Below are 18,532 nucleotides of genomic sequence, written 5' to 3'. Positions count from 1 at the left end.
TGTCCCACCGCGCTGTCTCACCACGCCTATTGGTCAGGCTGCCCATTGCCCGAAAGGATCTGTGCCGCGCCTCCGATTGCCACGCGAAACGCCTCGTCGAAGCTGACACCGCGCACCTGCCAACGACAGGTCTTGCCCTGATCGGCCAGTCGCCAATCGGCGATCCAGCCTAGCTCCTCATCGCTCCATACGATGCTGCCGGCGAGCGCTCGGTCGCCACCTGCCTGTTTGGCCAGCCGATCCAACTTTGCCATGTCAGCCGCGCGCAACGCTTCTTCGCCCAGGTCGCCAAGCTCCGCAGCCTTCGGAAAGACGACATGTATCAGCGTTGGACCGGCGGCATTGATGAAGGATTCGCGCATCGTTTCGCCGTGGCCTTCCTCAGCGCTCAGCACGAAATGCCGAGTGCCCTGTTCAGTCGTGAGGAAGACGGCGAGTGTCGGCCGCTCGCCAAGCCAGGGCCTGCTGCCAAGCGATGCCAGCACCTTGTCGATCACATCAGGCTTGTAGAGGCAGGTGAGGTCATGCGGCCGGTCATGCGTGCCTTGCTCGTCATGGATCGGAATACCCTCCAGCCGGTCATGGTAGCGAAAGCTGTCGACAAAGCTGCCGGCCTTGTCGCGCAACGCGTCCATTTCGCGTCTGGCAAGCAGCCGCTGATCGCCCGAAACACGGACGAGGACCTTGTCGAGGCAAGTCTTGAAGCCGAGCTGGCGGTTTTCTTCACCCTGGCCGGTGACGATGGTCTGCGATTGGTAAAGATCGCCAAGGTCGGTTGCCCTGGCGGGAACATTGGTTGCCCACAACGCAGACAGGCAACTCAGAACAAGGACAAGGCGCAAAAACTGCGGCATGGCTCACTATCCGGCTCTTGGCCTGCCGTAATGGCCGCCAAGGTCTAGCATCGGCCGCCACTTGCCGCCAAGACCGCGGCGGACAGACTGCTGCCATTGACGCACCCATGCGCCGCCTTTAGCACTTCAGTCCCGCAGGCGCGGGGAAGGATTCTCTGGCGATGGATTTTGGTGGAGGCGACGAAATTCGCTTCGAAAGGTTGGGCAGGGCCGGCGTCGTCACCCTGACGCGGCCGCAGGCGCTCAATGCCGTCACCCATCGCATGGTCAAGGCGCTGGGCGAGGCCCTGCGCTCCTGGGAGCGGGACGACGGCGTGGATGTCGTCGTGGTCAAGGCAGAGGGCAGGGCGTTTTCGGCCGGCGGGGATATCCTGCACATCTATGAAGCCGGCCGGGCTGGAAAGCCGCCGGTCGAGTTCTTCGCCGACGAGTATCGGCTCAACGCCTACATCGCCCGTTTCAAGAAACCTTATGTGGCGCTCATCGACGGCATCGTCATGGGCGGTGGGGTCGGCATTTCCTTCCACGGTTCACACCGGGTGATGACCGAGAATGCCCAGTTCGCCATGCCGGAGGTCGGCATCGGCTTTTTCCCCGATGTCGGCGCCAGTCATCTGCTGCCCGACCTTGGCGGTTCATTCGGCATGTACCTGGCGCTGACCGGTAACCGCATCCGCTATGGCGATGCGCTGTGGTCGGGGCTGGCCACCCACACCATCAAGGCCGAGGACCAGCCGAGCTTCCTCGACCGGCTGGCGCTGACGGGCGATCCGGAATCGGTGCTGCGCGGTTTCTTTGTTCCGGCCAAGCGGGAGACCGACAGGCCTATCCTGGAGGCGATCTCCCGCCATTTCGCCCAACCCTCGCTGCCGGACCTCATCGACAGCCTGGATCGCGCGGGCAAGGACGAATTCGCGGCCAAGACGCTGGCGACGATCCGCATGCGCTCGCCGACCAGCCTTCGCGTCGCCTGGCGGCAGATCAGCGCCGGGCAGACATTGTCGATGGACGACTGCATGAGGATGGAGTTCCGCATCCTGAACCGCATGCTGGCTGGCCACGATTTCTACGAGGGCATCCGCGCCGCTATCATCGACAAGGGCTCCAAGCCGCAATGGCGGCCGGCAAAGATCGATGCCGTCAGCGAGGCGGAAGTCGAGGCCTATTTCGCTCCGCTCGGCGATCGGGAGCTTGGGCTGTGAGCGAAGTGACATCGAGACGCGTCGTCCTGCAGCCCTCGACGGTCGAGGTGATCTTCGCCTGGTTCCAGCGCGTCATCGCGGGCTACTGCCTGATGTTCGGCATCCTGTACTGGATCAAGCTGATCGGATTCTATCCGGGCTCGCTGTGGCGCTTCGACCTTATGCCGGTGCATTGGCAGGTGGCGGCGGTGATGCTCGCCGTGTTCTTTCCCTTCGCCGCGGCCGGGCTGTGGATGCTGGCGTCCTGGGGCCCGGTGATCTGGTTCATATGCGCGGTCACCGAGACGGTCATGTATGCTGGTTTTCCCGAGCTTTTCGGCCATCGTCTCCTGATCGTCGTCTCGCATGCCTGCGTGGCGCTGCTCTACATCGTCTTTCGCGTCGTCATCTACCTGCAGAAACGACCGGCACGGCACTAAGCCCTTGTACGGGTTGACGACCTGGCGACCGCTCGAATCCGCCCCGGCGATCATTGCCTAAATCTTTAGGTTAATCATCCTTGCCCGGGTGACCGTTCGTTAAGCGTCTTCCGAAACCTCTTACCGGTAAGCTCTTGTTAGCCCTAGCGTTTAAGTCGAATTTTATGAGTATTCGATAGTGTCGCGATCAAGGTGAAAGACAAAAAATCACCAGGGCGACAAACGAGAGGCAAAGACAATGATCAATTCGCGTCCGGCGGCCAAGACCGCCAACGTTTCCGACGATCGCCGCGAGGCTATCCGTTCCCTGTACATGGAATCGCTGCAGCTGGTCGAGCGTCTGCACCGCCGTCTGCTTGATGTGATCAAGGACGAATTCGACCGCAACGGCCGTTCCGACATCAATGCCATCCAGGCGCTGCTGCTCTTCAACATCGGCAATTCCGAACTGACCGCCGGCGAGCTGCGTTCGCGTGGCTACTATCTCGGCTCGAACGTCTCCTACAATCTGAAGAAGCTGGTCGATCTCGGCTTCATCAACCACCAGCGCTCACGCATCGATCGCCGTTCGGTCCGCGTCTCGCTGACGCCGAAAGGCAATGAAGTGGCTGATGTGGTCGCCGGTCTCTATGAGCGTCATGTCGGCTCGATCGAACAGGTCGGAGGCATCAACACCGACGAGTTCAAGCAGATGAACCGCGCCCTGCAGCGGCTCGACCGCTTCTGGAACGACACCATCGCCTACCGGATGTAAGACCATCCAGGAAACGGAGCCGCGCCGCAGAAGCGTGGCCATAACAGCGACCTCCAGTCAGGGCCGGTGCCGAAAAGCACCGGTCTTTTCTTTCTTGCGTCCGGCCAAAGCAAATTACGGGCCAAGGCCACGTTGCCGCCATATTCCAGTGGAACCGAGAGTGGCAGTGATGCTGTGGTGAAGACCATGCGTCCATCCGCAGCCGCATCGCGCCTCTTGCTTTTGTCGCCAATGTAATACGGACCATGGTTGGCTAATTGTTAAGATTGCCGATTTTAGAGTGCGGGCGAGATCGCGCGATAATCGACGCAGCAAAGTGATCGAACGCTACAAGAATGTCTGGAACGTCCATGAGAACCAGCCGCCGCTTTTTCCTTTCCGGAGCCTCCGCGCTCGCCGCCGCCATGGTGGCCGGCCGTGCCAGTGCGCAGGATGTGATCGGGGATATCCTGAAATCCTCGGCCCGCGGCAATTGGGATGATCAGTTCGATGCCCGCGCCAGCGAAGGCGGCAAGGTGGCCTCGACGCTGCCGATCTTCAGCCTGCAGACCGTTGCCTTCACTGAGCAGGCGGTCGCGCAGTATCAGAACATCGTCTCCCAGGGCGGCTGGACGGACGTTCCCGCGACCAAGAAACTGCAACTCGGCGTCGATGACCCGGACGTGGTGCCGTTGCGCAAGCGCCTGATGATGGCGGGCGACCTGTCGCAGAGCGCCGGCATTTCGACGGCTTTCGATTCCTATGTCGACTCGGCGGTCAAGCGCTTTCAGTTGCGCCATGGTCTGCCGGCTGACGGCTCGATGGGCAAGTATACCTACGCCGCGATGAACGTTTCGGCGCAAATTCGGCTCGGCCAGCTGCAGACCAATCTGCAGCGGCTGAAAGACAAGGCCGGCACGCTGGGCAGCCGCTATGTGCTGGTCGATATTCCTGCCGCACAGATCGAAGCGGTCGAGAACGACCGCGTCGTGCTTCGCCACACCGCGATCGTCGGCAAGATCGATCGCCAGACGCCGATCGTCAATTCCAAGATCAACGAGATCATCGTCAATCCGTACTGGAACGCACCGGTCTCGATCGTGCGCAAGGACATCATTCCGCTGATGCGGAAGGATCCCGATTATCTCAAGAACAGCCATATCCGCCTGTTCGCGCCCGATGGCAGCGAAGTCGACCCGATGAATGTGGACTGGTCGACCGACGATGCCGCCAAGTACCGTTTCCGTCAGGATCCCGGTTCGGAAAACGCCATGGCGTCGGTCAAGATCAATTTCCCGAGCCCTGACGGCGTCTACATGCACGACACGCCGCAGCAGAGCCTGTTCGGCAAGATGATGCGCTTCGATTCCTCGGGCTGCGTGCGCGTCCAGAACGTGCGTGATCTCGTCACGTGGATCCTGCGCGACACGCCCGGCTGGGATCGCCAGCATTTCGAGGCGGCTATCAAGACCGGCCAGAACACGCCGATCCAGGTCACCAACCCGGTGCCGGTGCATTTCCTCTATCTCTCGGCGTGGTCGACAGGACCCGGCGTCGTCCAGTTCCGCGACGACGTCTACGCGCTCGACGGTGCCAGCGAACTGCAGATCACGTCTTCGCTATAACGAGCTGATATTTTTGCAAAAAAGCCGCTCTCAGGGCGGCTTTTTTATTGCGGACGCCGCCATTTCCAGCCGCTCGACCGGCTGGACGAAGCTCCGGCTATTGCGCATGGTCGGCAGACAGCCGGAATCGTGCCATGGACGTCGCCATCTTCATTCTCGTTGTGCTCGTCTTCGTGGCGCTGTCCGGCGCGCTCGTCCGGCTGGTTCGGGTGCCGTTGCCGGTGCTGCAGATCGCCATCGGCGCGGCCCTGGCCTGGCCCGCCGGGGGCCTGCATGTCGAGATCGATCCGGAACTTTTCCTGCTGGTGTTCATCCCGCCGCTTCTGTTCGGTGACGCCTTCGCGGCGCCCAAGCGCGAACTCGTCGCCTTGCGCGGACCCATACTCGATCTTGCCATCGGCCTGGTCTTCTTCACCATTGTCGGCTTCGGCTATGCCTTGCACTGGCTGGTGCCGAGCATTCCGCTCGTCGTCGCTTTCGCGCTGGCCGCCGTGCTGTCGCCGACCGACGCCGTGGCGGTGTCCTCGATCGTCGACAGGAATATGGTTCCGGCCCGGCTGATGCACATATTGGAGGGCGAGTCGTTGCTCAACGACGCGTCGGGCCTAGTCATGTTCCGCTTTGCGGTGGCGGCGGCATTGACCGGCAGCTTCTCTTTCGCGGGAGCTTCGCTCAGCTTCCTCTACGCCGTCGCCGCTGGCATCCTGGCCGGTGTCGCGGCCCTGTACATCGCCGCCAAGGCGCTGCAACTGCTCAGCCGCATCGGCGGCGTGCCGGCCGAGGCGCAGGTTCTCGTGATGATCCTGCTGCCTTTCATCGCCTATCTCGGCGCCGAACATGTCGGAGCCTCGGGCATCCTGGCGGCGGTCACCGCCGGTCTGCTGACCGGGGTCAGCGGCATGTACCGTTTCCTCGGCGTGTCGGCGCGCATGCAGATTCTGTCGCTCTGGGCGACTCTCACTTTCGTCTTCAATGGCGCTCTGTTCATTCTGCTCGGCCTGCAGCTTCCCGACATCATCCGCAAGGTCCCGCCAGAGTTGTCCAGCCGGCATTGGCTGATCGAGCCGGTGGCGACGGTGCTGATCCTGACGCTCTGCCTGATCGGGCTGCGCTTCCTGTGGATCTGGGTCGGGGACATCGCCCAAGCGATCGCGGCGCGTGTGGGCAAGCGCAAGGCCGAGCCGTTCGGATTTCGCGTCCGGCTTGCCGGCTCCGTGGCCGGCGTGCGCGGCGCCATCACATTGGCGGGCATCCTGTCATTGCCGCTGGCTTTGCAGGATGGCTCGCCCTTTCCGGCACGCGATGTCGTGATCTTCCTCGCCGCCGGCGTCATCATCTGCTCGCTCGTCATTGCCAGCTTTGCCTTGCCCAGGATCGCGCGGGGACTGGTCGAGCCGGGCGAGAATCCGGCCGCAGCGGAGGAGCGCCGGGCGCGCGTCGGCGCCGCCAGTGCGGCGATCGTCAGGATCGAGAGCATCGCCAACGAGGCAGGCGAGGGCGAGGCGGTCGAGGCCCGGCTGGCCGTCGCCGACAGCATCGTGGCCGGCTACCGGCGGCGCATAGCGGCTTCCGACGAAGCCGACGAGGCCCGCGCCGAGGCCCGTGAGGCCGGCAGGCTGGAGCTCGAACTCAGGGCGGCGGGCATCGAAGCCGAGCGATCCGCGCTACGCGACATGTTCCGCAGCCAAGAGATCAATGATCACACGATGCGCGCCCTGTTTTCCGAAATCACATTGACCGAGGCCTTGCTGAAGCAGCGGCGGGACAGGAAATAGCGGTCCGCCCGATCCTTTGCCGCAAACCGGCCAGCAAATTTCGCGCCGCAAACGTGGCGAGCCCAAAACAACTGTGTTAATGGCCGGCGAACGCATGCATGTCGCCCAGAACCGCCAAGTGGTTTGGGACGACTGCATCCACGAATTTGCCCTTCCAACCCCCGGGGAACTCAGGCCATGGCAACAGCAGCGGCGGCGTCCAACAAGCTCGAATCCTTTTTCGAAACCACTTTGGAAGATGCCGATCCGGAGATATTCGGCGCCATCCGCAACGAACTCGGTCGCCAGCGTCACGAGATCGAGCTGATCGCCTCGGAGAACATCGTCTCCCGCGCCGTGCTCGAGGCGCAGGGGTCGATCATGACCAACAAATATGCCGAGGGCTATCCGGGCAAGCGCTACTATGGCGGCTGTCAGTTCGTCGACGTGGCCGAGGAACTGGCCATCGAGCGCGCGAAAAAGCTGTTCGGCTGCAACTTCGCCAACGTCCAGCCGAATTCCGGCAGCCAGATGAACCAGGCGGTGTTCCTGGCGCTGCTGCAGCCCGGCGACACCTTCATGGGTCTCGACCTCAATTCCGGCGGCCATCTCACCCACGGCTCGCCGGTCAACATGAGCGGCAAATGGTTCAAGGTCGTCTCCTATGGCGTACGCAAGGACGACCACCTGCTGGACATGGACGCCATCGAGAAGACCGCGCACGAGACTAAGCCGAAGCTGATCCTGGCCGGCGGCACAGCCTATTCGCGCATCTGGGACTGGAAGCGCTTTCGCGAGATCGCGGACGCGGTCGGCGCCTATCTGATGGTCGACATGGCGCACATTGCTGGCCTCGTTGCTGGCGGCGTGCATCCCTCGCCCTTGCCGCACGCCCATGTGGTGACGACCACCACCCACAAGTCGCTGCGCGGCCCGCGCGGCGGCATGATCCTGTGCAATGACGAGGACATCGCCAAGAAGATGAACTCGGCGGTGTTCCCCGGCCTGCAGGGCGGTCCGCTGATGCATGTCATTGCCGCCAAGGCAGTGGCCTTCGGCGAAGCGCTGAAGCCGAGCTTCAAGGTCTATGCCGAAAGCGTTGCCGCCAACGCCAAGGCGCTGGCTTCCAGCCTCAAGGAAACGGGCCTCGACATCGTCTCCGGCGGCACTGACAACCACCTGATGCTGGTCGACCTCAGGCCCAAGAACGCCACCGGCAAACGCGCCGAAGCGGCCCTTGGCCGCGCCAACATCACCTGCAACAAGAACGGCATCCCCTTCGACCCGGAAAAGCCCTTCGTCACTTCGGGCGTGCGGCTGGGCACGCCGGCCGGCACCACGCGCGGCTTCGGCCAGGCCGAATTCCGTGAGATCGGCAAGCTGATCGCCGAGGTGCTGGATGGGCTTAAGGTCGCCAATTCCGACGAAGGCAATGCCGCCGTCGAGGCGGCGGTCAAGGCCAAGGTCGTTGCATTGACCGATCGATTCCCGCTCTATCCCTATCTCGGTTGACCATCCTTATCCCGGTTGACCATCCTATCTCGGTTGACCGGGCGCGACGCGTCATCTTTTATCCACCGGCGGTGCGTCACCCCTGATCGGGTGACGCATGGAACTGGAGAATTGATGATGCGCGATTTTTGTCTTGCCTCACTTGGCGCCTTCGGTTGGCTGGCTGCTTGCGGGTCCGTTTTGGCGCAGACGCAGCCCGCTCCGGACATGCCCGCCACCAGCAGTTTCGGCCGATGGACGACCATGGTCGATACGCTCGACACCGGCCAGGATGCGCACAAGACCTGCGCGGCCTCCACGGCGTTCTTCGACGCGGGTGGCAATTCGGGCACGCTGACATTGTCGATCTCGACCGGCGACGTCATGCCGCCCGATGCTTATCCGGCCATCATGATCACCATCGACAACCGGACCCTGCCGGCCGACAAGAAGATCGCGGCCATCTTCGGCGATCCGGGCGTCAAGGTTTCCGCGACGGTTTACTCCAACGATGCCGTCAATGGCCGTCCCAGCTGGACGATCGACAACCAGGCCAAGACAAGTCTGGCGTTGCTGCGGGCCATGCGAAAAGTCACATCGCTCGACGTCACCTTCGGCAAGCAGGCCGTCGCCAGCATTCCGATGGACGGTTTCACAAAGGCCTATCGCAATCTCGGCACATCTTGCGGCTTCCCAACCAAGGATGTTGCGCCTTAACGGCTTGGCTGGAGCAAGGGGGGCCATGGACATTCTCTGGAAAGGCGTGGTCGGCGGGCTGGTGACAGCCCTGATCGTCTGGGCGTCCAAGCGGGGCAATGTCTTGCCCGGGATCCTGCCGCTGGCGCCGACCTTTGCCGTCATCGCGTTGCTCGCTGTCGGCGCCAAGGGCGATCCAGGCGGATTCCGCGATGTCTGCCTTGCCGGAATGAAGACGATTCCGGCCTATCTCGCCTTCCTCGGCGCCTGCTGGCTGTTCATCGACAAGGTCGACTATCGCTTGGCTGTTGCCGGCGGCATCGCAGTCTGGCTGCTTGCCGCGCTGGCAATCTTCCTCGCGCCTCGCTATCTCTGAGGCGCGGCAGGCCGTCGAAGAAACGGAACTGCTTCAATCCGGACCGGAAAGGCTCTAAGCCTTTTCACCTCACCAGATTCGCGAACCCAAGGCTCTCCATGCGCTGTCCCTATTGCCAGTCCGAAGATACGCAGGTGAAGGATTCGCGCCCCGCCGAGGACGGCGCGGCGATCCGCCGGCGGCGTGTCTGCCCCGATTGCGGCGGCCGTTTCACCACGTTCGAACGCGTGCAGTTGCGCGACCTCGTCGTGGTCAAGAAATCAGGGCGAAAAGTGCCGTTCGACCGCGACAAGCTGTTGCGCTCGGTCGAGATCGCGGTGCGCAAGCGCAACGTTGACCCCGAGCGCATCGATCGCGCCGTGACCGGCATTGTCCGCCAACTCGAAAGTTCCGGCGAAACGGAAGTGGCTTCCGGCGAGGTCGGCCGGCTGGTCATGGATGCACTGAAGTCGCTCGACGATGTCGCCTATGTGCGCTTCGCCTCGGTCTATCGCAATTTCCGCGAGGCCAAGGATTTCCACGAACTGCTCGGCGAGCTGAAGGGGGACGACGAAAAGAGCGAAGAGGACGCCGGCTGAGCATGGCAGCACCGCAACGCAACGAGGCCGAGCAAGCGGCCCTGGACCGCCGTTTCATGGCCGCTGCCTTGCGGCTGTCGCGCAAGAACGCCGGTCGCACCTCGACCAATCCATCCGTCGGCACCATCATCGTGCGTGACGACGGCTCAGGCCCGATGATCGTGGGTACCGGCGTCACCGCGATTGGGGGCCGGCCGCACGCCGAGACCGAGGCGCTGGCGGAGGCCGGCGAACTCGCGCGGGGCGCCACCGCCTATGTCACGCTCGAGCCTTGCGCCCATCACGGCCGCACGCCGCCTTGCGCCAACGCGCTGGTCAACGCCGGCATCGCGCGTGTCGTGGGCGCTGCCAGCGATCCGGATCCGCGGGTCTCCGGCAAGGGCTATGCCATCCTGCGTGACGCCGGTGTCCAAGTGGTGGAAAAGGTCTTGGCCACCGAAGCTGCCGAACAGATGGCGGGCTATTTGATTCGCTCTCTGAGAAAACGCCCGGAAGTTATCCTGAAGCTTGCGCTTTCCAGCGACGGCAAGATCGGCATGGAAGGCGCCGGCCAGGTCGCGATAACAGGCGACATGGCGCGCCGCGAAGTCTACCTGATGCGCGCCGAGGCGGACGCCATCCTGGTTGGCATCGGCACGGCGCTGGAAGATGATCCGGCGCTGACGGTGCGTTTGCCCGGGCTGGAGAACCGTTCACCCGCACGCATCGTGCTCGACCGCCAGGCTAGGCTGCCGGAGGGCTCGAAGCTGGTGTCCGGTGTCGATCGCGTACCGCTTTATGTCGCGGCTTGCCTGGAGGCCGATCCGCAGCGCCGGGCGGCACTCGAACGCGCCGGCGTGCGCTTCATCGGCACGGAGACGCACGAGGGCGGCGTCGCATTACCCGAACTGCTCGAGGATCTGGCGGCGCTCGGCATGGCAAGTGTGCTGGTCGAGGGCGGTGCCAAGGTGGCGAGCGCTTTCCTAGCCGACGGGCTGGTCGACCGCATCGTGCTTTTCCAGGGACCGGAAGCGATCGGCGAAGACGGCATTGCATCGCCTGTCGATGCCGACCATATCCCGGCGGGTTTTCGCAAGCTGCGCGAGATGCGGTTCGGCGAAGACGGTTACGCCGAATGGATCAGGGATTTTCAGGGATAGCGATCGATGTTTACCGGGATTGTCACCGATATCGGCACCGTGGCCGCCGTCAAGCCGCTGCGGGAAGGGGTGGGGCTGCGCATCGACACAGCCTATGATCCCGGGACCATCGCCATTGGCGCCTCGATCTCCTGCGGCGGCGTCTGCCTGACGGTCACGGCGTTGCCCGACAGCGGCTCGAATGCGCGCTGGTTCGAGGTCGAGGCCTGGGAGGAGGCGCTCAGGCTGACGACGGCGGCGGGTTGGAAATCAGGCACCAGGATCAATCTGGAGCGGGCGCTGAAGATCGGCGACGAGCTCGGCGGCCACATCGTTTCGGGCCATGTCGACGGCACCGCCGAGATCGTCGAGCGCAGGGATGAGGGCGATGCGGTGCGCTTCACGCTGGACGCGCCGCGCCATCTGGCGAAATTCATCGCGCCGAAAGGCTCCGTCGCGCTCGACGGCACCTCGCTCACCGTCAACAGCGTCTCGGGCACTCGCTTCGACGTGCTGTTGATCCATCATTCGCTGACCGTCACTACCTGGGGCGGGCGCAAGGCCGGCGATCGCGTCAATCTCGAGATCGACACCATGGCGCGCTACGCGGCGCGGCTGGCGGAGGCGGCGAAAGAGGGGCTTTGATAGCCTGCGGAACAGGCCGGCCCACGGCAATCTGATACGCCTCGGGCAATCTTCCGCTTGCGATCAAACCGGCTTCGGCCTAAGTCACCGGCGACCCCGGAGACATCTATGGCTGGCACATCCCAACACGGCAAGGCGTTCATTCGTCCCAAGACGAAGGCCCACCTTCTTGTTATTGAGGCGCGCTTTCACGACGACCTTGCCGACGCGCTGCTCGACGGCGCGACAAGCGCGCTCGATGAAGCGGGCGCGACTTACGACGTCGTCACTGTTCCCGGTTCGCTCGAAATTCCCGCGGTGATCACCTTCGCGCTCGACGGCATGGCCGAAGGCGGGACCGGCTATGACGGTTTTGTCGCGCTCGGCACCATTATCCGTGGCGACACCTATCATTTCGACATCGTCGCCAATGAATCCAGCCGTGCGCTCATGGACCTGTCCGTGCAGGACTCGGTCTGCATCGGCAACGGCATCCTGACCACCGAGAACGATGCACAGGCGTGGACGCGGGCCAAACGCTCGGAAGGCGACAAGGGCGGCTTTGCCGCGCGTGCGGCGCTGACCATGATCGCGCTGAAGGAACAATTGGGAGCGCGATCGTGAGCGAACCCGCTTCGCCAGGACAGCCCGCGGTGCGCCACGCCAACAAGCGCGGTGCTGCCCGTCTAGCCGCCGTGCAGGCGCTCTACCAGATGGATGTCGCCGGCAGTGGCGTGTTCGAGATCACCGCCGAGTACGAGGCGTTCCGCCTCGGCAAGGAAGTCGACGGCGCGCTCTATCGCGAGGCGGACGCGCAATGGTTTCGCGCTATCCTGACAGGCGTCGTAGAGAACCAGAAGACCATTGATCCAATTATCCGCCAGGCGCTGACCGACGACTGGCCGCTGTCGCGCCTCGATTCCACGCTGCGTGCCATTCTGCGCGCGGGCGTCTATGAGCTGATGAAGCGCGAGGACGTGCCTGTCGCGGTCATCGTCACCGAATATGTCGATATCGCCAAGGCCTTCTACGAGGAGGACGAGCCGAAGCTGGTCAACGCCGTGCTCGACCGTGTGTCGCGCCGTGTGCGTGGCGAGGGCCGCGGCAAGGACGCATCATGACGGCCATTGCCGTCGAGGCGGGCAAGGAGGCGCGGCGCACCGCGCTTATCCTAGCTGCCTCGCAGGCGATCATCGGTTCGGCCGCCCCCATCGCCATTTCCATGGGCGCGCTGGCCGGGCAATATCTGCTCGGCGCCGACAAATCCCTGGCGACGGCGCCGATCACCGGCTTCAATCTCGGCGTGGCGCTCGGCGCCTTGCCCGCGGCGGCCATCATCCGATGGCTCGGCCAGCGGGGCGGCTTCATGATCGGAACCGTCGTCACCGCGCTCGGCGGGCTGGTCGCCACCCTGGCATTGTTCCACGGCAGCTTCTGGCTGTTCGCGTTCGCGCTGCTTGTCATCGGCGTCGGCGGCGCCTTCGTCCAGCAGTTCCGCTTTGCCGCGGCCGACAACGCGCCGCCGGCGTTCAAGGCGCGCGCCATCTCCTTCGTGCTCGCCGGTGGCATCATCACCGCCATTCTCGGGCCGCAGATCGTCATCTTCACCCGCGAATTGTTTGCGCCTGTCATGTTTGCCGGTTCTTTCGCCTCGATCCTGCCGCTGGCGGCGGTCGGCGCCATCGTCCTTTCGTTCCTGCGCTTGCCGGCGAGGACCGCGAGCAAGGTGGACGTTGCCGACGGCGATGCCAGACCCCTTTTCGAAATCGTCACAAAGCCGCGTTTCGTAGCGGCGCTCTTCTGCGCCGTCGGCAGTTACGCGCTGATGAGCTTCGTCATGACCGGCGCGCCGCTCGCCATGGTTGGCTGCGGCCTGTCCGAGGACGATGCGACGCTGGGCATCTCCTGGCATGTCATGGCGATGTTCGGGCCAAGCTTCTTCACCGGCTCGCTGATCCATCGCTTCGGCGCCGAGCGCGTTGTCGCCACCGGCCTGCTGTTGCTGACCGGCTGTGCCGTCGTTGCCTTGTCGGGCCTGGCGCTGTGGCAATTCTGGACGGCGCTGATCCTGCTCGGCCTCGGCTGGAATTTCGCTTTCATCGGCGCCACCGCCATGGTGGCGGCCAGCTACAACCCGTCCGAAAAGGGCAAGGTGCAGGGCTTCCACGACTTTGTCCTGTTCGGCTCCGTCGCCTGCGCGTCGCTGATGTCGGGCATGGTCTACAACGCCTGGGGCTGGACGATGCTCAACTGGATGATCTTTCCTGTCGCCGCACTTTGCTTCGTGGCACTCGGCGCGCTGAAGATAACGAGCTTGCGGCCGGCCTGACGCCAATTTGAAAGTTATGCGTCCGGCGGCAGGACCTGAAGCACCCGCGCTATGAACATATGGAACTCAGCCATATAATTGCGCAGGAAGTCTTTGGTGGATTCAACCGTCACCTCGCCCTCATCCGTGATCAGCCCCGGCGTGAACTGGATATAGGCTTCGGGCGCATTCATCTGCGGCGAGTTGCAGAAACTCAGAACGCTGCGCAGGCTCTGTTGGGCGACGGCGGTCGCGATGGCGCCCGGCGATGTTCCGATGACGGCGGACGGTTTGCGCGCGAATGAATTCTTGCCGTAGGGGCGACTGGCCCAGTCGATTGCGTTCTTCAGTCCGCCGGGGATCGAGCGGTTGTACTCCGGGGTGACGAACAGCACGGCCTGGACGGAGGCGATCGCCTTTTTGAAAGCCTGGGCGGCCGGTGGGAAATTGGCGTCGTAATCGTAACTGTAGAGCGGCAGATCCTTGAAGCCGATTTCCGTCATTTCGAGCTCGGGAGGGGCAAGTTGAACGAGCGCCTTCGCGAGCTTGCGGTTGATGGATTCCCGGGCAAGGCTGCCGATGAGATAACCGACCTTGTGTATGGCCATGACACGCTCTCCCTGTTTGCCGCCCACCCCTCGCGGCATTATTCACCGGAAGGCGGCCGATCGCCAGCCCGCCGTTGCCGCCGCGCCGAAATCGGCGCGTTTGGAACAAAAATATTGCGCTGATCCGCCTTCTTATGAAACCGTATGCCCCGACTGGCCGTTGAAGCCATGCTCATATGCGCCCGCCGCATTCCGGTTCACAGCAAGGGGTTTTCACAATGTTTTCAGTCAAGGTTCTGGCCAGCGCGGCAATGGCGCTCGCCATCACGGTGGCTTCCGCGAGCGCTCAGGTCGTCGTCTCCTCGAAGATCGACACCGAGGGTGGCGTGCTCGGCAACATTATCCAGCTCGTCCTCAACACCAACAACATCAAGACCACGGATCGCATCCAGCTCGGCGGCACGCCGGTGGTGCGCAAGGCGATCACCGCCGGCGAGATCGACATCTATCCCGAATACACCGGCAATGCCGCCTTCTTCTTCGAGAAGGCCGATGATCCCGTGTGGAAGGACGCCGCCAAGGCTTATGAGACGGCCAAGAAGCTCGACTACGACGCCAACAAGATCGTCTGGCTGTCACCGGCGCCGGCCAACAACACCTGGGCGATCGCCCTGCGCAAGGAAGTGACTGACGAGAACAAGCTCGTCACGCTGTCGGACTTCGGCAAATACGTCTCCGGCGGCGGCAAGGTGGTGCTGGCGGCCTCCGCCGAGTTCGTCAATTCGGCGGCAGCCCTTCCGGCCTTCCAGACCACCTATGGCTTCACGCTGAAGCCTGACCAGCTGATCACCCTCTCGGGTGGCGACACGGCAGCGACCATCGCGGCGGCCGCCAACCAGACCAGCGGCGCCAATGCCGCCATGGTCTACGGCACCGATGGCGGCATCGCGCCATCGGGCCTCGTCGTGTTGACCGACGACAAGGGCGTGCAGCCCGTCTACCAGCCGGCGCCGATCATCCGCGAATCCGTGCTGAAGGAGCACCCGGAGATCGAGACGCTGCTGAAGCCGGTGTTCGCCAAGCTCGATCTCGTCACGCTGCAGGAGCTCAATGGACGCGTGCAGGTCGGCGGCGAGCCGGTCAAGGGCGTTGCCGAGGACTTTTTGAAGAAGAACGGGTTCTTGAAATAGCTTTGCGTCGATAAGTGACGTCAGTGCGAGGCGCGTCATGACCATCCGCTTCGACAAACTCGGCGTGGTCATCGCCGCGCTCGCTGCTTACGCCGTGTTTCTCGCACCATTCGCCACCTTCCGCGCCAACCGCATCGTTCCCGGTCAGGCGCGCTCGATTCTCGAAGCTCTGCCGGCAATGACCGGTCCGCTGCTTTCGGCGATCCTCGTACTGGCCGCCCTTGTCGCCCTGTTCAGGACGCCGCTCATCTTGCGCCTTGCAGCCAGCGTCGTGGCGCTTGCCGCGCTGACGCTGCTCATCGGTGTCGCCGGCACATTCCTCACTCCGGCCGGCAATACCTTTGCCCGGGTCTCGCCGGCCTCCGGCTTCTGGATTCTCATCTTCGCCTTCACGCTTTTGCTCGCCGACGTGCTGACCAGGCTCAACCTGTCGCCCTGGCCGCGCGTCGGCGTGCTTGTCGTCGCGGCGCTGGCCATCGGTTTGCTGCTGATTTCGGGACGCTGGGACAGCCTCTCGATCCTCAAGGAGTATTCCAACCGCGCCGACAGCTTTTGGGCCGAAGGCTCCAAACATGTGACCCTGGCGCTCGGCTCATTGCTTGCCGCCGTGATCGTCGGCCTGCCGCTCGGCATCCTGTGCCATCGTGTCGAAAGCCTGCGGGCCGGCGTCCTCAACGTCTTGAACATCATCCAGACCATTCCTTCGATCGCGCTGTTCGGCCTGCTGATCGCGCCGCTTGGCTGGGTCGCAACCCATGTGCCGGGAGCCGCCGCGCTCGGCATCAGGGGCATCGGCACGGCACCCGCCTTCGTCGCGCTGTTTCTCTATTCGCTGCTGCCAGTGGTGGCCAACACCGTGGTCGGCCTTGCCGGCGTGCCGCGTGCCGCCAACGACGCGGCGCGGGGCATGGGCATGACCGATCGCCAGCGCCTGTTCGGTGTCGAGTTTCCGCTGGCCTTTCCGGTGATCCTGACGGGCATCCGCATTGTCCTGGTGCAGAACATCGGCCTTGCCACCATCGCCGCGTTGATCGGCGGCGGCGGTTTTGGCGTGTTCGTGTTCCAGGGCGTCGGCCAGACGGCGATGGACCTGGTGCTGCTCGGCGCGGTGCCGACCGTGGCGCTCGCCTTCGCCGCCGCCATCATCCTCGACGCGGTAATCGAAATGACCGCCACCAAGCGCAGGGTTGAAACGGCATGATCGAGATCGAAGGCATCACCAAGCGCTATGACGCGACGACAGTCGTCGACAACGTCTCGATGGTCATCGAGCCGCGCACGGTTTGCGTCATTGTCGGCACTTCGGGTTCCGGCAAGACGACGCTGCTGCGCATGATCAACCGGCTGGTCGAACCAACCGCCGGCGTCGTCAAGCTCGACGGCGCCGACAATCGATCGGTGCCCGGTTACGAACTGCGGCGCAGCATCGGCTACGCAATCCAGGGCCACGGCCTGTTTCCGCATCGTACCGTGGCGCAGAACATCGCCACCGTGCCGGTGCTACTTGGCTGGGACAAGGCCCGCATCAAGGCCCGCGTCGATGAACTGATGACGCTCTACCAGCTTGACCCCCGGGAATTCGGGCCGCGCTATCCGCACGAACTGTCCGGGGGCCAGCAGCAGCGCGTCGGCGTGGCCCGCGCGCTTGCCGCCGAGCCCAACGTTCTTTTGATGGATGAGCCGTTCGGCGCGCTCGACCCGATCATCCGCACCAAGGCGCAAGAGGATTTGCTGGCGATCCAGAAGCGCTTCGGCACCACCATCATCCTCGTTACCCATGACATGGAAGAGGCCGTGCACATGGGCGACAGGATCGCGGTCATGGATGCCGGCAAGCTCGTGCAATATGCAGGGCCGGCGGAGATCCTGGCGAAGCCGGCCAACGCTTTTGTCGAGACGCTGGTCGGCGCCAGCGAAAGGCCATTCAGGCTGCTGTCGCTGGGCCGGGTGCGCGATGCGGTGGAGCAGGGCGCCGCCGAAGGCGAGGCGATCCCCGGCGACGCCAGCCAGCGTGACGCGCTCGCGGAACTTCTCTGGTCCGGCAGACCGGCGCTGCCGGTAAAGGGCACCGACGGCAAGCCGATCGGCCGCGTCACCGTGGATGGCCTGGTCAAGCGGGCGGCGAGGCCGTCATGAAAGCCTGGCTGCCTCTGCTGCTCAGGCTTGCGCTTGTGGTGTTGCTTGTTGCCTTCACCACCAGCCCGGGTTGGTTCGAGCCGTTGCTGAAGCCGCTGACCGAAAACAACGCTCCCGTCATCTACAATCAAGGCAGCCTGCTGACGCTGACGCTGCTGCATCTGCGCACCGTGTTGATCGCGACCGTCGCGGCCACCATCGTCGCTGTGGCGCTCGCTATCCTGGTCACCCGGCCCGCCGGCGCCGAATTCCTGCCGCTGTCGCGCAGCCTGGTCAACATCGGCCAGACCTTTCCGCCGGTGGCGGTGCTGGCGCTCGCCGTGCCGGCGGTGGGCTTCGGCGAGAAGCCGACGCTGATCGCGCTGTTTCTCTATGGTCTGCTGCCGATCTTCGAGAACGCGCTCACCGGACTGACGACGTTGCCGGCCAATGTCGTCGAGGCTGCGCGTGGCGCCGGCATGACCGGCTGGCAAAGGCTCACCAAGGTCGAACTGCCGCTCAGCGCGCCGATCATCCTTGGCGGTATCAGGCTGTCGGTGGTGATCAGCCTGGCCACGGCCACCATCGGCTCGACGGTGGCGGCCAGGACGCTCGGCGAGGTGATCATCGCCGGCTTGCTGTCGAACAATCTGGCCTTCATCCTGCAGGGCGGTCTGATCGTGGCGGCGCTTGCCGTGCTGATCTATGACGGACTGTCGGCCGTCGAGCGCTACGCGGCGCGGCGCATGGGCAGAGAGGCGGACTGACCCGTGCCCGATGGTCGGGACGATTTCAATCGATCTAACCGCCGAGAGATCGCGACGGACACTCGCCAGCATCGACTTTTGGGCGAAAGCCGGGCAAAAATCGAACCATATCTTGACGTTCGCAGCCCTGTTTC

20 protein-coding genes are annotated in these 18,532 nt (G+C 63.8%); 18 read left to right on the top strand and 2 right to left on the bottom strand.

Annotation, left to right across the window (positions count from 1 at the left end):
* Positions 1-26 precede the first annotated feature (26 nt).
* Complete coding sequence (locus FJ434_RS03075) at positions 27-854, bottom strand: DUF2066 domain-containing protein (RefSeq protein ID WP_140749499.1); 828 nt, start codon at positions 852-854, stop codon at positions 27-29.
* A gap of 161 nt (positions 855-1,015) precedes the next feature.
* On the opposite strand from FJ434_RS03075, the gene FJ434_RS03070 reads away from it, so the two are divergent.
* The 14 genes from FJ434_RS03070 (at position 1,016) to FJ434_RS03005 (ending at position 13,799) form a co-directional block, all read left to right on the top strand.
* The gene (locus FJ434_RS03070) at positions 1,016-2,056 is read left to right on the top strand and encodes an enoyl-CoA hydratase/isomerase family protein (RefSeq protein ID WP_140506525.1); all 1,041 of its coding nucleotides are present in this window, start codon (positions 1,016-1,018) and stop codon (positions 2,054-2,056) included.
* A complete protein-coding gene (locus tag FJ434_RS03065; protein ID WP_140749502.1) occupies positions 2,053-2,475 on the top strand; it encodes a DUF6163 family protein in 423 nt (140 codons plus the stop codon). Before FJ434_RS03070 ends, FJ434_RS03065 begins: the two co-directional genes overlap by 4 nt.
* A 238-nt stretch (positions 2,476-2,713) precedes the next feature.
* Positions 2,714-3,229 carry a winged helix DNA-binding protein gene (locus FJ434_RS03060; RefSeq protein WP_013896002.1) on the top strand — a complete coding sequence of 172 codons (516 nt, stop codon included), beginning with the start codon at positions 2,714-2,716 and terminating at the stop codon, positions 3,227-3,229.
* A gap of 350 nt (positions 3,230-3,579) precedes the next feature.
* Positions 3,580-4,833 (top strand): L,D-transpeptidase family protein, encoded by a 1,254-nt coding sequence (locus tag FJ434_RS03055; protein ID WP_140749505.1) that lies wholly within the window; start codon positions 3,580-3,582, stop codon positions 4,831-4,833.
* A 134-nt stretch (positions 4,834-4,967) separates the two neighbouring features.
* Positions 4,968-6,608, top strand: a complete 1,641-nt coding sequence (locus FJ434_RS03050) for a Na+/H+ antiporter (protein WP_140749508.1) — start codon at positions 4,968-4,970, stop codon at positions 6,606-6,608.
* Positions 6,609-6,785: 177 nt separating this feature from the next.
* The gene (gene glyA, locus FJ434_RS03045) at positions 6,786-8,099 is read left to right on the top strand and encodes a serine hydroxymethyltransferase (protein WP_140749511.1); all 1,314 of its coding nucleotides are present in this window, start codon (positions 6,786-6,788) and stop codon (positions 8,097-8,099) included.
* 114 nt (positions 8,100-8,213) lie between these two features.
* Positions 8,214-8,795, top strand: a complete 582-nt coding sequence (locus FJ434_RS03040; RefSeq protein WP_246678311.1) for a hypothetical protein — start codon at positions 8,214-8,216, stop codon at positions 8,793-8,795.
* A gap of 25 nt (positions 8,796-8,820) precedes the next feature.
* Positions 8,821-9,150, top strand: coding sequence for a GlpM family protein (locus tag FJ434_RS03035; protein ID WP_140749517.1), 330 nt, complete (start codon positions 8,821-8,823; stop codon positions 9,148-9,150).
* 98 nt (positions 9,151-9,248) lie between these two features.
* Complete coding sequence (gene nrdR / locus FJ434_RS03030) at positions 9,249-9,728, top strand: transcriptional regulator NrdR (RefSeq protein ID WP_140715215.1); 480 nt, start codon at positions 9,249-9,251, stop codon at positions 9,726-9,728.
* A 2-nt stretch (positions 9,729-9,730) separates the two neighbouring features.
* Positions 9,731-10,867, top strand: coding sequence for a bifunctional diaminohydroxyphosphoribosylaminopyrimidine deaminase/5-amino-6-(5-phosphoribosylamino)uracil reductase RibD (ribD, locus tag FJ434_RS03025; RefSeq protein WP_140749520.1), 1,137 nt, complete (start codon positions 9,731-9,733; stop codon positions 10,865-10,867).
* A 6-nt stretch (positions 10,868-10,873) separates the two neighbouring features.
* Positions 10,874-11,491 (top strand): riboflavin synthase, encoded by a 618-nt coding sequence (locus FJ434_RS03020; RefSeq protein WP_140749523.1) that lies wholly within the window; start codon positions 10,874-10,876, stop codon positions 11,489-11,491.
* 108 nt (positions 11,492-11,599) lie between these two features.
* Complete coding sequence (ribH, locus tag FJ434_RS03015; RefSeq protein WP_140506511.1) at positions 11,600-12,094, top strand: 6,7-dimethyl-8-ribityllumazine synthase; 495 nt, start codon at positions 11,600-11,602, stop codon at positions 12,092-12,094.
* Entirely contained in the window at positions 12,091-12,591 is a 501-nt protein-coding gene (gene nusB / locus FJ434_RS03010; RefSeq protein WP_015318243.1) for a transcription antitermination factor NusB, read from the top strand. The genes ribH and nusB overlap by 4 nt, the downstream gene beginning before the upstream one ends.
* On the top strand, positions 12,588-13,799 hold the full coding sequence (locus tag FJ434_RS03005) for an MFS transporter (protein WP_140749526.1): 1,212 nt from the start codon (positions 12,588-12,590) through the stop codon (positions 13,797-13,799). The genes nusB and FJ434_RS03005 overlap by 4 nt, the downstream gene beginning before the upstream one ends.
* 14 nt (positions 13,800-13,813) lie before the next feature.
* Here the strand turns inward: FJ434_RS03005 and FJ434_RS03000 are convergent, their stop codons facing one another.
* Positions 13,814-14,386, bottom strand: coding sequence for an NADPH-dependent FMN reductase (locus tag FJ434_RS03000; protein WP_140506581.1), 573 nt, complete (start codon positions 14,384-14,386; stop codon positions 13,814-13,816).
* A 218-nt stretch (positions 14,387-14,604) separates the two neighbouring features.
* Here FJ434_RS03000 and FJ434_RS02995 point away from each other — a divergent pair, with 218 nt between their 5' ends.
* From FJ434_RS02995 to FJ434_RS02980, 4 genes are read left to right on the top strand one after another with little or no spacing between them, the layout of a single operon-like run.
* Positions 14,605-15,516 (top strand): ABC transporter substrate-binding protein, encoded by a 912-nt coding sequence (locus FJ434_RS02995; protein ID WP_140749529.1) that lies wholly within the window; start codon positions 14,605-14,607, stop codon positions 15,514-15,516.
* Positions 15,517-15,553: 37 nt separating this feature from the next.
* Complete coding sequence (locus FJ434_RS02990; protein ID WP_140749532.1) at positions 15,554-16,717, top strand: ABC transporter permease; 1,164 nt, start codon at positions 15,554-15,556, stop codon at positions 16,715-16,717.
* Positions 16,714-17,652, top strand: coding sequence for an ABC transporter ATP-binding protein (locus FJ434_RS02985; RefSeq protein ID WP_140506503.1), 939 nt, complete (start codon positions 16,714-16,716; stop codon positions 17,650-17,652). Before FJ434_RS02990 ends, FJ434_RS02985 begins: the two co-directional genes overlap by 4 nt.
* Complete coding sequence (locus tag FJ434_RS02980) at positions 17,649-18,398, top strand: ABC transporter permease (RefSeq protein WP_140506501.1); 750 nt, start codon at positions 17,649-17,651, stop codon at positions 18,396-18,398. The genes FJ434_RS02985 and FJ434_RS02980 overlap by 4 nt, the downstream gene beginning before the upstream one ends.
* Positions 18,399-18,532 lie beyond the last annotated feature (134 nt).

The organism is Mesorhizobium sp. B2-5-13 (genome assembly GCF_006440535.1).
GTDB classification, from domain to species: Bacteria; Pseudomonadota; Alphaproteobacteria; order Rhizobiales; family Rhizobiaceae; genus Mesorhizobium; species Mesorhizobium salmacidum.
Note: the sequence above shows the minus strand (reverse complement) of the source record. Positions and strands in the feature narration are given on the sequence as shown.

Bases quoted from the DNA above. Each gene is read 5' to 3' on its own strand.
- FJ434_RS03035 (WP_140749517.1), top strand. From the start codon at position 8,821: ATGGACATTCTCTGGAAAGGCGTGGTCGGCGGGCTGGTGACAGCCCTG.
- FJ434_RS03000 (WP_140506581.1), bottom strand. From the start codon at position 14,386: ATGGCCATACACAAGGTCGGTTATCTCATCGGCAGCCTTGCCCGGGAA.
- FJ434_RS02995 (WP_140749529.1), top strand. From the start codon at position 14,605: ATGTTTTCAGTCAAGGTTCTGGCCAGCGCGGCAATGGCGCTCGCCATC.
- FJ434_RS03005 (WP_140749526.1), top strand. From the start codon at position 12,588: ATGACGGCCATTGCCGTCGAGGCGGGCAAGGAGGCGCGGCGCACCGCG.
- FJ434_RS03060 (WP_013896002.1), top strand. From the start codon at position 2,714: ATGATCAATTCGCGTCCGGCGGCCAAGACCGCCAACGTTTCCGACGAT.
- FJ434_RS02985 (WP_140506503.1), top strand. From the start codon at position 16,714: ATGATCGAGATCGAAGGCATCACCAAGCGCTATGACGCGACGACAGTC.
- FJ434_RS02980 (WP_140506501.1), top strand. From the start codon at position 17,649: ATGAAAGCCTGGCTGCCTCTGCTGCTCAGGCTTGCGCTTGTGGTGTTG.
- FJ434_RS03055 (WP_140749505.1), top strand. From the start codon at position 3,580: ATGAGAACCAGCCGCCGCTTTTTCCTTTCCGGAGCCTCCGCGCTCGCC.
- FJ434_RS03020 (WP_140749523.1), top strand. From the start codon at position 10,874: ATGTTTACCGGGATTGTCACCGATATCGGCACCGTGGCCGCCGTCAAG.
- FJ434_RS03040 (WP_246678311.1), top strand. From the start codon at position 8,214: ATGATGCGCGATTTTTGTCTTGCCTCACTTGGCGCCTTCGGTTGGCTG.
- ribH (WP_140506511.1), top strand. From the start codon at position 11,600: ATGGCTGGCACATCCCAACACGGCAAGGCGTTCATTCGTCCCAAGACG.
- FJ434_RS03050 (WP_140749508.1), top strand. From the start codon at position 4,968: ATGGACGTCGCCATCTTCATTCTCGTTGTGCTCGTCTTCGTGGCGCTG.
- FJ434_RS02990 (WP_140749532.1), top strand. From the start codon at position 15,554: ATGACCATCCGCTTCGACAAACTCGGCGTGGTCATCGCCGCGCTCGCT.
- FJ434_RS03070 (WP_140506525.1), top strand. From the start codon at position 1,016: ATGGATTTTGGTGGAGGCGACGAAATTCGCTTCGAAAGGTTGGGCAGG.
- nrdR (WP_140715215.1), top strand. From the start codon at position 9,249: ATGCGCTGTCCCTATTGCCAGTCCGAAGATACGCAGGTGAAGGATTCG.
- ribD (WP_140749520.1), top strand. From the start codon at position 9,731: ATGGCAGCACCGCAACGCAACGAGGCCGAGCAAGCGGCCCTGGACCGC.
- FJ434_RS03075 (WP_140749499.1), bottom strand. From the start codon at position 854: ATGCCGCAGTTTTTGCGCCTTGTCCTTGTTCTGAGTTGCCTGTCTGCG.
- glyA (WP_140749511.1), top strand. From the start codon at position 6,786: ATGGCAACAGCAGCGGCGGCGTCCAACAAGCTCGAATCCTTTTTCGAA.